This window comes from Staphylococcus sp. GDY8P45P (assembly GCF_017892745.1).
GTDB lineage: Bacteria > Bacillota > Bacilli > Staphylococcales > Staphylococcaceae > Staphylococcus > Staphylococcus cohnii.
This window is the reverse complement of sequence record NZ_JAESLS010000004.1, coordinates 442,704-456,594: the sequence shown is the minus strand read 5'-3', so window position 1 is coordinate 456,594 and position 13,891 is coordinate 442,704. Positions and strand designations below refer to the sequence as shown.

15 protein-coding genes are annotated in these 13,891 nt (G+C 31.0%); 5 read left to right on the top strand and 10 right to left on the bottom strand.

The genetic code is table 11. The features are described from left to right. Positions 1–132 precede the first annotated feature (132 nt). Positions 133–819, bottom strand: a complete 687-nt coding sequence (locus KA873_RS02355) for a 2,3-diphosphoglycerate-dependent phosphoglycerate mutase (protein WP_107384365.1) — start codon at positions 817–819, stop codon at positions 133–135. Positions 820–1,177: 358 nt separating this feature from the next. Between KA873_RS02355 and KA873_RS02350 the strand changes: the two genes are divergently transcribed. Beyond that, a complete protein-coding gene (locus KA873_RS02350) occupies positions 1,178–1,540 on the top strand; it encodes an aggregation-promoting factor C-terminal-like domain-containing protein (protein ID WP_107505352.1) in 363 nt (120 codons plus the stop codon). 366 nt (positions 1,541–1,906) lie between these two features. On the opposite strand, the gene KA873_RS02345 is transcribed toward KA873_RS02350, so the two are convergent. Beyond that, positions 1,907–2,776 (bottom strand): cation diffusion facilitator family transporter, encoded by an 870-nt coding sequence (locus KA873_RS02345; protein ID WP_107385373.1) that lies wholly within the window; start codon positions 2,774–2,776, stop codon positions 1,907–1,909. Between the two features lie 243 nt (positions 2,777–3,019). After that, positions 3,020–3,400: a GtrA family protein gene (locus tag KA873_RS02340; protein WP_107504931.1), complete on the bottom strand. Its 381-nt coding sequence runs from the start codon at positions 3,398–3,400 to the stop codon at positions 3,020–3,022. A gap of 260 nt (positions 3,401–3,660) precedes the next feature. Between KA873_RS02340 and KA873_RS02335 the strand changes: the two genes are divergently transcribed. Continuing rightward, a complete protein-coding gene (locus tag KA873_RS02335; protein ID WP_107384804.1) occupies positions 3,661–4,866 on the top strand; it encodes a putative multidrug effflux MFS transporter TcaB in 1,206 nt (401 codons plus the stop codon). 273 nt (positions 4,867–5,139) lie between these two features. On the opposite strand, the gene KA873_RS02330 is transcribed toward KA873_RS02335, so the two are convergent. Continuing rightward, positions 5,140–5,610, bottom strand: coding sequence for a GyrI-like domain-containing protein (locus tag KA873_RS02330; protein WP_107384803.1), 471 nt, complete (start codon positions 5,608–5,610; stop codon positions 5,140–5,142). A 162-nt stretch (positions 5,611–5,772) separates the two neighbouring features. Here KA873_RS02330 and KA873_RS02325 point away from each other — a divergent pair, with 162 nt between their 5' ends. After that, a complete protein-coding gene (locus KA873_RS02325; protein ID WP_119517890.1) occupies positions 5,773–6,384 on the top strand; it encodes a C39 family peptidase in 612 nt (203 codons plus the stop codon). Here the strand turns inward: KA873_RS02325 and KA873_RS02320 are convergent, their stop codons facing one another. Continuing rightward, positions 6,385–7,197, bottom strand: a complete 813-nt coding sequence (locus KA873_RS02320) for a metallophosphoesterase (protein ID WP_107384801.1) — start codon at positions 7,195–7,197, stop codon at positions 6,385–6,387. Between the two features lie 229 nt (positions 7,198–7,426). Between KA873_RS02320 and yidC the strand changes: the two genes are divergently transcribed. Beyond that, entirely contained in the window at positions 7,427–8,245 is an 819-nt protein-coding gene (yidC, locus tag KA873_RS02315; RefSeq protein ID WP_107504934.1) for a membrane protein insertase YidC, read from the top strand. Positions 8,246–8,365: 120 nt separating this feature from the next. Next, on the top strand, positions 8,366–8,866 hold the full coding sequence (locus tag KA873_RS02310; RefSeq protein WP_107384799.1) for a GNAT family N-acetyltransferase: 501 nt from the start codon (positions 8,366–8,368) through the stop codon (positions 8,864–8,866). A 110-nt stretch (positions 8,867–8,976) separates the two neighbouring features. Here the strand turns inward: KA873_RS02310 and pcp are convergent, their stop codons facing one another. From pcp to KA873_RS02285, 5 genes are all read right to left on the bottom strand, one after another. Continuing rightward, positions 8,977–9,618: a pyroglutamyl-peptidase I gene (gene pcp, locus KA873_RS02305; RefSeq protein ID WP_107384798.1), complete on the bottom strand. Its 642-nt coding sequence runs from the start codon at positions 9,616–9,618 to the stop codon at positions 8,977–8,979. Between the two features lie 46 nt (positions 9,619–9,664). Continuing rightward, complete coding sequence (locus KA873_RS02300; RefSeq protein ID WP_210140150.1) at positions 9,665–10,591, bottom strand: DUF979 domain-containing protein; 927 nt, start codon at positions 10,589–10,591, stop codon at positions 9,665–9,667. Beyond that, positions 10,584–11,288, bottom strand: a complete 705-nt coding sequence (locus KA873_RS02295; protein WP_107384796.1) for a DUF969 domain-containing protein — start codon at positions 11,286–11,288, stop codon at positions 10,584–10,586. The genes KA873_RS02300 and KA873_RS02295 overlap by 8 nt, the downstream gene beginning before the upstream one ends. Before the next feature lie 306 nt (positions 11,289–11,594). Next, positions 11,595–12,035 carry a DUF805 domain-containing protein gene (locus tag KA873_RS02290; protein ID WP_107384795.1) on the bottom strand — a complete coding sequence of 147 codons (441 nt, stop codon included), beginning with the start codon at positions 12,033–12,035 and terminating at the stop codon, positions 11,595–11,597. A 99-nt stretch (positions 12,036–12,134) separates the two neighbouring features. Further along, complete coding sequence (locus tag KA873_RS02285; protein ID WP_182474458.1) at positions 12,135–13,730, bottom strand: M20/M25/M40 family metallo-hydrolase; 1,596 nt, start codon at positions 13,728–13,730, stop codon at positions 12,135–12,137. Positions 13,731–13,891 lie beyond the last annotated feature (161 nt).

The window sequence follows — 13,891 nt, the reverse complement described above, 5'->3', positions numbered from 1 at the left end:
GTCATATCACTTCTAAGATGTGGCCTGATTCCTGAAAATATACATTTATATATTTCAGAATCAGCCATCATTTTATTTAAGTTATTTATTACTTTACTACGTCATTTCATTTTTTGTACAGTTATAAAAGTATTATAAGTAATATTTATCTATCACTTTTAAATCATCCGTTAAATCATATATTAAAGGTGCCCCTGTTTTGATTTCATATCCTACAATATCTTCATCTGATACATCTTCTATATACTTAATTAATGCACGCAATGAATTACCATGCGCAGAAACAAGCACAGTTTTTCCATCTAATAACTGTTGTGAGATTTGGTCGTTCCAATAAGGAATCACCCTAATTAAAGTATCTTTCAAACTTTCTGATTCAGGCATAACTCTTCTATCTAAATGTTCATATTTTCTATCATTTAAGTAATCTTTTCTTTGTTCATCACTTTGCGCAGGTGGTGCTATATCATATGAACGTCTCCATATATGTACTTGTTCTTCACCAAATTTTTCTCTAGCTTTATCTTTGTTTAAACCTTGTAATCCACCATAATGACGCTCATTTAAGCGCCAAGATTTAATAACTGGAATAAATAACTGTTGAGATTCATCTAATAAGTGAAACGTAGTTTTAATGGCGCGTTGCAATAAAGATGTAAAGACGATATCTATCTCTATACCCTGTTCTTTTAATTTTTTTCCCGACGTCACTGCCTCAGTTCTTCCCTGTTCTGATAAATCTACATCAGCCCAACCTGTAAATAGATTTTCAGCATTCCAAACACTTTGACCATGTCTGCATAAAATTAGTTTTGGCATAATATTCCTTCTTTCCATTGAATAAAATGATATTATCACTACTTTTACAAAAATATTACAGTGATACACAGATATAAATCCTGTTACGACAATACTTTATCTATAATTTCTCATGCCATACATTAAAATTATAACAATTTACACTTGATTTTGAAATGATTGTATTCATTTATTCATAAATGACTTTTTATTTTCATTTTTCTGTAACCTACCTATAAAAAAATGATGTTATAGTTGTAAACGTTGATGAACGGAGCAATACGATAGACAAACAAAAATATTTTAAAAACATCCATGCTAATTAACAAATACAATTTGAAACTGTTTAAAACAAACAATTATTAGGAGGATTTTTCAAATGAAAAAATTATTATTAGCTTCATTCGCATCAGTAACAATCGCTACAGCTGGTGTTGGTTTAACTTCAAATACTTCTACAGCTGATGCTGCAGAAACTACTCAAGCAAACAATGACGTGTATAGTGAATTTATTGCTGCTGGTGGTACAAAAGCGCTTTGGGATAACATTGTAATGCCAGAATCAAGTGGAAATCCAGATGCAGTAAATGAATTAGGATATAGAGGTTTAGGACAAACGAAAGAAGCTTGGGGTACTGGATCTGTAACTGAACAAACAAAAGGTATGATTCAATACGCTGAAGATCGTTATGGCTCAATTGATGCAGCAATCGAATTCCGTGTTGCAAATGGTTGGTGGTAAGACTAATTTTATACATTAACCCAAAATGTATGATTAAAAATAGTCTAGAAATCACTTATTAAAAATGATGCTAACCTATTTCGCTTTAAATTATAAAATTTACACATAGATGGTTTGAAGGAGTTAAAACATATATGCCCTTCAACCATCTTCTGATTTGCTTTATATTTTAAAAGTCCGAGACAAAAATGTCTCGGACTTTTTTACTCTAAAATAAGCTAATAAAATTTTAACTGAAACATATTATATTTGTATATCAATACTCATTAAATACCTTAATTCAAGTTATCATTTGGTAGTTTATTAGTTTAATATAAATAAAAACCATGATAATAATCACAATCATATACTTTCTCAACATCGCACTTATTGTATTGACTGTGGTTCAGGATGTACATAAACTGAAGAAATGCCTTTGCTGTGCATATGTTGTTCTACTTTGTCGCAGATGTGATGTGCTTCTTCCAAAGATAAATCTGATTTTACTACAATCGTTACATCTACAAAAACACTACTTCCGTGGTAACGACCTTTAATATTTTGTACTTCGATTACATCTTCAATTTCTAACACATAATTTTTATAAGCTTCTAATTCTTGCTCATTAAAACCGTCACTTAATGTAAAAATTGATTCTTTAAAGATACCAAAACCAGTATATATAATGAGTAAGCCTAATATAATGGCTAATATCGTATCAATTACTGGAAATCCAAATTGTGTAAAAATTAAACCAATTGCAGTACCTAAACTCACTAACGCATCTGACAAATTATCTTTAGCTGCGGAGTTCAATGAACTACTTTTCGTACGATTAGCAATGCTTTGATTAATATAAAATACAACTAGCATAATCAAACCACTGATGACACTGACATAAATATTTATAATATTAGGGGTATGATGTTCATTTGTGAATAATTCAGGAACATTCTCTATAATGACTTGAATACCAACAAACATTATAATGAATGACACGAGTAATGATGAAATATTTTCAGATTTCAAATGTCCATATGGATGGTTTTGATCTGCAGGTTTAATAGAAATTTTCAAACCAATAATTACTGCCAAAGAAACAATAATATCCGTCATATTATTTAAACTATCTGCTTTTACAGCTGCAGAATTATATAAATACCCTACGATAAATTTAGTCACCGATAATATGATGTAGACGATTAAACTTAAAAAAGCACCTTTTTGCGCTGTTTCCAATTTTTCTTTTTGACTCATCTTACTTTCCACCTTCAGTATGATTGAATACTTATTATGACTCATCACAAACATATTTACAACGATTTTTATTCAAAAATTATTTAATATAAATAAACTAATTATTTTTTTAGCCAATCCTAATATTAATTATAAAATTGAGCAAAAATAAGAGACCAAGTTTGAATCAAATCATATTTTTGATTCTGAAACTTGCTCTCATAAAATAAATATATTTAAAATGTGGGTTTATTAAAAATTTTACTAATCTCTTAGGATATATTTAGAAAGGACAAATGTTATAGGTATTGTAATGATAAGCCCTGCAAAAGGTGCTATCACAGATGATATACCAAACCATTGTACAAAAATATACAATAATAACGTTTGCATGCCCATATTGACAACTTGAGTTAATGGAAACTTTAAGAATTTACGCCAAGTTGGTGTCACTTTATAAACAAAGTAACAATTTAAATAGTAAGAAATGACAAAACTAATGATAAATCCACTGATATGACTAACTAAATAATTCACTTCTAATAACTTCAATAAACAAAGATAGACAATGTAATAATTTAAAGTATTCATACCGCCTACAATCACAAATTTAATCACTTCATAGTGTGTTTTAGTTAAATTCATTTTTTACTCCTTAGTAAAATCCCATATAATTTTATATGATTACTATCAAAAAACATATAATTAATGCGCTATATCTAGTATAATACTTTATCATATATATGTATGTTTTGTATTATATAAATAATTAAAAGTAGCTAAATTTAATTGCTCTATTTTTCTAAAATACATGGTAATTAACATATTAGTTTCATTTGTAATTACAAAACGAGATAACATGTTTATAATTAAACATTAGAGAGAATTTTAAAGGAGTTTCACACATGGACAAGATTTCAAACCGCCAACTACCAACTATGGTCATTATTGTGTTGGGTATCATGACTACATTTGGCCCTTTAACCATAGATATGTATGTGCCATCATTACCCAATGTGCAACATGACTTTAATACATCTGTATCTGAATCACAGCTTACTTTATCGTTTGCAATGATTGGTCTTGCTATTGGTCAATTTATTTTCGGTCCTTTGTCAGACGCATATGGACGCAAAAAAGTGGCGTTATTTATCATTTCAATCTATGCACTAGCTTCTTTACTGGCGGTTTTCACTGCTTCCATGAGTATATTACTCACTTTGCGTCTAGTTCAAGGTTTAACTGGCGGAGGTGCTATAGTAATTGCTAAAGCTACTATGGGAGATCAACATGAAGGTAAAGCGTTAGCTAAAGGACTAGCATCTTTACTCGTAATCAACGGAATCATTACCATTATTGCACCAATCATAGGCGGCTATGCATTAACGATATCTAATTGGAAAGCAATATTTGTAATTTTGACAATCGTAAGTGTTATTATTTTATTTTTATCAATCCGCTATTTAGAAGAAACGCATACACCAAATCGAGCTAAACTCAATTTTAAAGTTATTTTTAAAGATTTTGCTCATTTATTAAAAAGACCTGCATTTATTATTCCAATGATTTTACAAGGTTTAACTTACGTAATGCTATTTAGTTTCTCATCTGCGGCACCGTTCATTACGCAAAAAATTTATGACATGACACCTCAACAATTTAGTTATTTGTTTGCCTTTAACGGTATTGGTCTTATTATTATGAGTCAACTTACAGCCAAACTTGTCGCATATATGAATAGATACTTTTTGCTAATTATTTTAACAATCATTCAATTAATGGGCGTTGTGCTAATTATTGTGACATTAATGCTTCATTTACCATTATGGGTATTAGTTATCGCATTCTTTTTAAATGTATGCCCTGTAACTGGTATCGGACCATTAAGTTTTGCATTAGCGATGGAATCTCGTACTGGCGGTAGTGGCAATGCCTCAAGTTTACTAGGTCTATTTCAATTTATACTTGGTGGTATCATGTCACCATTAGTGGGATTACAAGGTGAATACAGCATCTTACCATATACAATTATTTTGATTATTACTGCTGTACTAATCATTGTGTTAGAAATCGTGTTAAAGTCTATTCTTATAAATAAGCGAATAACATGAATCACTGTTAAAAAATACAATTCATACCGTTATCAATACTAACAAATGATTAAGTAGTGTATGAACTTGAATTCTCCCCTAATATAGAAGCCTCTAAATGCGTGTCCAAGCATACATTTAGAGGTTTCTTTATCTTAGGTTGCTTCAGCTTATCGATTTATAAAATTCTATAAACGCAAAAAACGTCCATTCCTATTTGAATTGTTATAGAGATGGACGTTTATTCATTACTAGCGATATTTTTTATATTTTAGTTTTAAAATTTATTCTTTACTATTTTATTGGGAACCAAATTTCAGTGATATAGTCGTTTGAATGTAGTTCACCTGGTTTATATAATTCAAAAAATGGAGCACTCCGCAATTCATAATCTAAAGTATGTAAGATATTTCTATGAATAGTTTGCATTGCTTGTTTAATCGATTCCGGAACAGGGCCTTTAGCATCAAATACTAAATATCTACCCTCTACTAAATCAACTTGTTCCCACTCACTTTGCTGTTCATCACTTGTCACACCTATTAAATAATGCATTTCACCATTTTCTTTAGGTAAACAAACACCTAATAACCCCTCTAGATATTGATTGCTTTGTGATATCAAGCGATCTTTGTAGCCCATTGCTTCAAATTCCATCCAAAACTTAAAAATATTTTCTTGTGCTTTTTGTCCAGTTGCATATTTCTTTTTTACCCCTACAACTGGTACTGGTCTTTCAGATAATGTTTCTATTCTATAATCCATGTTTTCAACCCCTTTCGCACATTATAACCAATTTCATAAAATTATATCTAATATTAACTATAATTCAAGCATCTTTGTAGGTACTTAAACTGATATAGATATATAATAAACGTATTAATTAATGTTAATCTTTCTTACTAATTGATACAGGAGTCTCTACCTATGAACAAAAAAATATTATCCGTTAAACCAATCAGTCAATTATTTCCGATTCCCATGATTATGGGATGCGAAGGCATTGCAAGTGCAATGATATTACAATTCAATAATCACAATATACCAGCAACACATATCATGAAACACTGGCCTAAACATGCGAATAATCCATACAAAGGCTATGTAGGTCATCACTTATGGGTGAAATGGGGTCATCATCAAACAATTTTCCCTACTGCCTTAGTACCTTATTTACAAACGTATGATAAACGTATTGTTAATAGTACTGGAAAATCACTAAATGCATTATGTGACATCATTGATAAAGACCAACCTGTCATCATTTATCACACTGTTTTAGGACAAAAACCTTTTAGCAAAACATTTAAAATTGATAATACACATCATCAACTAGTATCAAATATTCATGTTACAGTGCTTATTGGTTATGATGACAACCATTATTATTATATCGATCCATTATGGTCTAATTTAGGAAAATCAATTGTTCTACCTGCTGTTTTTCCAAATAAATATCAAATTATAAAAATTAAAAAACAGAAATTAGAAAACAGTTATAATGCACCTGGGCGCATGAGTATTCATTTTCAAGAGTGATTAATTAATTTCTATTTTATGTAACGCATGGTTAATTTCCTGTTCTATATATGGTGTACGCCACTCTCGTTGATAACCTAGACACGGACAAATATATGTCACTCCATTTTCTTCAAAAGCATTTCGAAAATGAACATGCCCCATAATACTATATTTAATATCATATCGCGTATAAATTTCATCAAAATCTGAAGTACCTATAAATGCATTAAAATAATCAAATATTCTATGTGGCATTGGTACCGCAAATTTACGATGTGTCACGATATGTGTCATTAATATAATTTTTTTGTCTTTTACTTTTTCAATATCTTTCATCGCCTGTTTGGCAGCTATCATTGACAATTTTTTGTCTTCAATCTCCCAATCTATTTTCACTTTATCTTGCCATGTTGCACCATAATACTTCCTGCGCGCAATGCGTTCTAAAGAGAATTTAGAATGCGCATAAGTATAGTCATACCAGCCTGTATTACCTACAATCGCCCACTCATCATTAATGACATACGGTTCATCAATTAAGCAATTATCCATTTCGATATAAGTATCTAAAATCTCAGAAGAAGTCGCGTCAGTATCCATTGACCAAAAGTCATGATTTCCTGGTATAAAGAGTACTTTTATCTTTGTTTGCATCTCGATTTCCTTCACAAATGATTGCGTTAATTTATAATGATTTGAAACGTCACCGGCAATAAGTAATAATTCAATTTTTTGTTGCTTAATAACTGCAACTAGTGCTTGCTCATAATCTTTAGGCGTCAGCTTATTATGTCTATCGATATGTAAATCTGAAATCATGCCTATTAACATATTTATCACTTTCCTCTTCTCTTTTAACAATTTCATTATGACATAACTTCAATTTATTCATTAAATGTTCAGCTTGTATTCATTTAAATATCACTCAATAAATGATTTGTCTTAATGCATGTATACGCTTCATATAAATGTTTTTTAAAACAAATTAAATAATATTTAAACATTGTATGCAATATGTTAAAGTTACATTGTTCACAATTCGAGCAGGAGGAAATAATACATGAATAAAAAATGGATTGTTTTAATATTTCTACCTTTAATTTTAACTGCTTGTGATTATTCAAAACAAGAGGATAGAAATGGCTTATTTTATTATATATTTGTAAAACCTATTGATATGTTTTTGCATGGTTTAGGACAGTTATTTGGTAATAATTATGGCTTAGCAATCATCACGATTGTACTGACGATTCGCCTTATTTTGATGCCGTTTATGTTAATACAAGTTAAAAACATGCATCTGATGAGAGAAAAAACAAAAATAGTACAACCACAAATTGATAATATAAAACAACGCGTAAGTGATGCACAAACACAGGAAGAAAAGCGTGAAGCTAATAAGGCTTTGATGACTATTTATAAACGTTATGATATTAATCCAATTAAAAGTGTTATCGGTTGTTTACCAATTTTAATACAATTGCCCATATTATTTGGTTTAATCGTGACACTTAAATTTCCTAGCAGTGGTGGAATAGATCAATTCCCCCATTTTTTATGGTTCAATTTAACAAAACCAGATCTATGGATATCATTAATTGCATCTGTTATTTATTTCATACAACCTCTTGTAAATGCAATGCATTACCCTAAAAATCAGCGCAAAACATATTATATAATGATGATATTGTCACCTATTTTTATAACTTACATATCCTTACATTCTGCAGCAGCACTCGGTTTATATTGGACATTTAGTGGGTTATTTTTAATTTTACAAATGCATTTTGCCCATTCATATTACTCTAAACAAGCAAAACAAGAAGCTTTAAAATTAGAGCATTCTCTCGATAAAGCTAACACTGAACTAAACAATTAGTCATGTCGTTATATTGAATTTTGTAAAACTTTCATTTACCTGATTTGAATTCAAAAATTTCTTTTACGCATAATTAGATGCTATAATATTTACAATTTGATAAACAAAGGGGGAAGATGTATGGAATTTACGATAAGAACATTAACTGAAGCAGATAAATACGGTAAAGCACTTGTCCATTATGAAAGTTGGTTAGAAACTTATGATCATTTATCAAAAAATAATTACTTAGAAAACCTAGACAAAGTGCAGTTTATCAGGAAGTCTTATTTACACGATGTTCCAACATTAGTTGCGCTTGTTGAAAACGAAGTAGTAGGTTTCATATCTTATGGTAAAACAGAATCCTCATCTTCTTCTGACGACTGGAGCGAAATATTCGCACTTTATTTACTGGAAGATTATCAGCGTCATATGATTGGTTATGCACTTACACAGCGCGCTTTGGAATTATCTTATCCTGATAATGTAACCCTATGGGTAGTCGAAGAAAATAAAAATGCAATCCATTTTTATGAACAAATTGGATTTAAAATGAGCAATGATAAACAAGCTACTTATTTCGGAAAAACTTATTATGAAGTTCGTATGAATTATTCAAGAAATGAGCATGATTATTAAAAAATCAATGAAACATAAGCACAGTTTTATGCGCTAAAAAAGCAGTGATACCAGCTATCATCATAGCATGTCACTGCTTTTTCATTTCAATGCACTATTCTATAAGTAACTTAATGTGTTTCACCTAAAGCAATTTTGATGTCCTCATCTGATTCTATAATCGCTTTGAGCGCAGCTTCCAAACCTTCTGCAATAGTTTGAATAGACATAGATGGTTTTTCAGGTTTATCTGTTACTTGTTGCGGAATAAAAGGCACATGTATAAAACCAAATTTAATGTTTGGAAATTGTGTTGCTTGTAAAAATCCAAGTTGATACAAAATATGATTACATACAAAGGTACCTGCTGTATTAGACAACCTCGCTGGTACACCTGCAGACTTAATTGCCTCTGTCATGCGTTTAACTGGTAAGTTTGAAAAATAAGCTGCATCACCTGATGATTGAATAACTTCATCTATCGGCTGATTACCCTCATTATCAGGTATACGTGCATCATCAATATTTATGCCTACACGTTCTGGCGTCAATTCAAATCTTCCACCTGCTTGTCCAATTGCTAATACAACATCATACTGTTCTTGTTTTAATTTATTAACTATAGTTTCTTTGCTTTTATTAAAAACTGTAGGTATTTCTAACTTCACAATCTGATGTGATTCAATTTCATTCGGCAATAATTTAACGGCTTCCAGTGCTGGATTAATCTTCTCTCCACCAAAAGGATCAAATCCTGTTACTAAAATTTTCATCATTAACATCCCCTTTTCATTTTATTTAAGACATACTTTTTATGCTTTAAAACGCCCAAACATACATTAATCCTATATGTACCAAAATTAATATAAGTGCAATTGGCGCTTGGGCTTTGATCACGCCGAATTCTCTTTTCATTTCTAATAACGCAACTGGTAAAGTATTAAAATTAGCTGCCATAGGTGTCAATAACGTACCACAAAATCCACCAGTCATAGCAAGCGCACCAGCTATAACAGGGTCCCAACCTTGAGCGATAACAAATGGGATACCGATACTCGCTGTGATAACTGTAAATGCAGCAAATGCATTACCCATTAACATTGTAAAAAGTACCATGCCAATGACATATGCAGCTGCACCTATAAGATGATTGCCCTCTGGTAAAAAAGAAGATATGCCTTTCGAAATGACGTCACCCACACCACTTACTGTAAAAAGTACACCTAGCGCAGCAAGAAATTGTGGCAATATACCAACTGTTCCAATTTGTTGTGTTAGACGGTCACTGTCGTAAAGTATATATTTACCATTTGGCTTAATGACGATATATGCGGCAAGTAAGCCTAATATCGAAGAAACACCTAAACCTATTGCCCCACCTAGTGGCGTCCAGTTAGAAACAATAATCGCCGCTACAGCTAAAACAATGGCTGGTATAAATAATTTATTCCCATATTTTTGTGAACCATCATTACCTTGCTCTTCGTTAACATCTATAATATTTTTAATAACCACTTGTTTACAAAGTGTCAGTATACCCATAACTATGATAAATATACCGTTGATAACATTGGGGATATATGGACCCGCAATAAATAAAATGGCTAATAAAATCCAAAATAAAGCTGTACCATATTTTTTGCTATTTGTTGATGCTTTTAACACGCGATATGCGGTATAAAGTAATTGTAAACCAATTAATATGTAAAATAGTTCTAAAATTTGATTTAATGTTTGCTCACTCATGTCTATCCACCTGCTTTTTACCGTATTTCCGATCTAAATATTTATCAAATCTGATATTATTTATCCACACAATGAAAAAGACAATAACAGCTATAGGTAATGACGCTAATACAAGATCAATGGCATTCACCTTAATATCTAAAGATTGAAACGTACCAACCATTAGCAATACACCTGCTGCCCCTACAAACAAATTTTGACCGAAGAAATTACCATAATTTTCCATCGCAGAAGTCTGCGCTTTAATCTTTTCGATATCTTTTTCGTCTACTTCATGTTCTTGCAAATTATAACGTGTTCTTAACGCACCCTGTACCATTGGATTAATCAATGGACGCACAAACTGTGGATGTCCGCCAATACGTATTGAAGCAACACCTGCTAACTCTCTAATGAATAAATATATGGTCATTAATCGCCCACTCGTAACTTTATTCACCTTACCAATCATATTCGAGGCTTGCTTTTTCAAACCAAATCGCTCAATTAACCCCACCATAGGTAATGTTAAAATAAAAAGTGTTACTAAACGATTATCGACAAAAGCTTTTCCTAATGTTTCAAGAATAACGTACAAATTCAAACCTGATACAAGTCCTGTCACTACAGCAGCGATTAAAATCACAGCAATCGTATCAATCTTGAATAAAAAGCCAAGTACTATAATTAAAATTCCAATCAATTTCAACCATTCCATGTTATCTCCTCCTTTCTTCTTTTATATTAAAGGTTTACTTTTTTTAATACAATGAATTTTCAGATAATATTTTTTGTAATTTTCTAAAATAAACAAAAAAAGTCTGAAACATCTAAAAATGTTTCAGACTATCAATGATATCGGCTTATAATCAATAAAAAACAAGTTTTATATTGATTTAATTTTATTAAAACAAGCGTATTCAACCTCAACTTATTTCTCCACTATCACATTAAACTTTTGGATACTACCATAAATTATACATATAAATATTTATTTCTCATTTGTTCATCCGAATTTAAAATGCTATAACCATTTTAAGTTAGCATCCGCTTCACTACGAGAAGGTAGTAATGTTTCAATAATTAGTATAATCGTACAAATCCATGCAATCACATTCAGTATAATAGCGATACTATTGATTTGAATCATATCAAATGAAATGTTTACAATAATGGACACAGCAATAAGAATAATGGCAGAAGTTCTTCTTCTTCCTGCATCATAAAACCGTCGCAAAGTTACAGCAAACATTGGTATAATCATCGCCAACACAAAAATCCCAACCAATACTGACAAAATTGTAGCAACAATAAAAGCACCTGAAATAAAAGCAATAACACCAATAATAGCTACTATAAATATACTAACAATATGAATCAGTACTGGTGTCCAGAACTCTAATCTATTAGATTTACTTTGAAAATCTATATATTTTTTCCAAAATTCTTTGTACGCCTCTATCATATTTGACACTCCATTTTTTCAATTAAGGTTATTTTAACATTTATAATTCATAATAGCGTAATAACTCACCCTCTAACAAGTAGTAACTATTTATCTACTTTAAATATATGATTTAACAACTTTTTCTAGTACTACAGGCAATTCTATTAATGCGCTCTGCTTATGCAATCGCTCACTCAATTTATGTGCGTCTTTACCGATTGGCCCTATCAACAATGTAGGTGCACTGATGGTTTTTATTGACTTAAAAGGAATGACATAAGTTCGATTGTAATTAGGTGTATTTTGTTCATATATAGCCATCTGTTCCATATCCCCATCAAACTTTAGATAACTTGTATCACTGATACCATTAAAATAATGAACTTGTTCACTGCTACGTTGAAATTGCTCGTTTAATGTATGTTTCACTAATGATATAGTTGATGCTACGCGTTTGTCATATGAAGCATTGACAGCAGGATAATAAGGTGAGGCAAAAAATGTCACTACAGCAGGAGCAATATTTTTACATATTTGCATCAACTTATCGGCAATATGAATATTCTGCAAATGCAACTCTGGCGTTTCTTGTAATGTTTGATCTATAATATTAACTATTGTTTTCTCACCATATTTTTTGATGGCGTATTGCTTAAGTTGCTCATATGTCAAAACATTAATTTTTTTATCAAATTGGTAATCCTCTGCCTCTAATACAGACAACCAATCTGATTCACAACGATCAACAGCAGTGATGACTGTATTTATAAATTCTCTAAAAACATCTTTAGGCGTTTTATTGAATAAAAAGAAATTAAATAATCCTATAGTTTTAAATGGCGTTTGTACATCATATGTATCTTTAATATCTTTCATCATTAATGTAACAGGTACTGGAGTGGATTCATTTTCAAAATACTCTTTTAACTGTGTATTATACTCTACTGCTTGTGTAATATAGCTCATCATAAAGTTAGCACTCATCCCTTCAAGAGGATGGCCAACATGTGTTTCTTTTCCATAACACAGTACTGCTGGCATGATTTTACCAATTGAGCCAGAGTATATATAATGTTTTTCATCCGATGCAGCTTGCTGAAAAGTAGGTTCACTATTCAAATGTAATTGTATATCCAAATCGTAAGTAGCATTTAATTCCGCTAATTTTTCTACTGCTTTTCTCATACCAGAAGAATTTACTTCCTCGTCTGGAACCGTAACTAAAATAAGATTAATATCCCATTGCTCAATCGATGCTAATTCAATTAAAGACATATGTAGCATGAGACCTGCTTTCATATCCATGATGCCTCGACCAAATAAATAGTCTCCACTGTGTAGGTCTTGCACTGCGCCTTCATCCAAATAGTTTTGATTTTCTAAAAAGTATTGTTCTAATTTGTCAGGATTACAAGCTAAATCATGAGCTAAACCAAATTCTGATATGCCAACTGTATCATAATGACTTACGAGTACAATGGTTTTACCTGATTGAGAACCATGATAAAAGGCTATTAGTGCTTCTTTATCATCATCCGTCAATATTTTTTGTATTTGCTTAGGGTTAGTCTTAAAATAATCAAGCTGTAATAACAGTTGCTTTACCAGATTCGGAAATGTTTTTTCTCCCTGTGTATTCGTAATTGTTTGGTGATTTACAAGTTGTTTTAGTAAAGCTAAACGGTTTTGTTCATTTTGCCATAAAGTTTGCATCAATCCAAACCTCCTTGTAAGCGTTTACTAAATTATAATATGATTTTCTAATGATAACCAATAATATCACTATATATTCCGTACTAACTTACTCATACTATTAGCGTTTATTCCTCTGGTTTATGACTTATAGACCAATTTAAAAATGCACCCTTCAATGC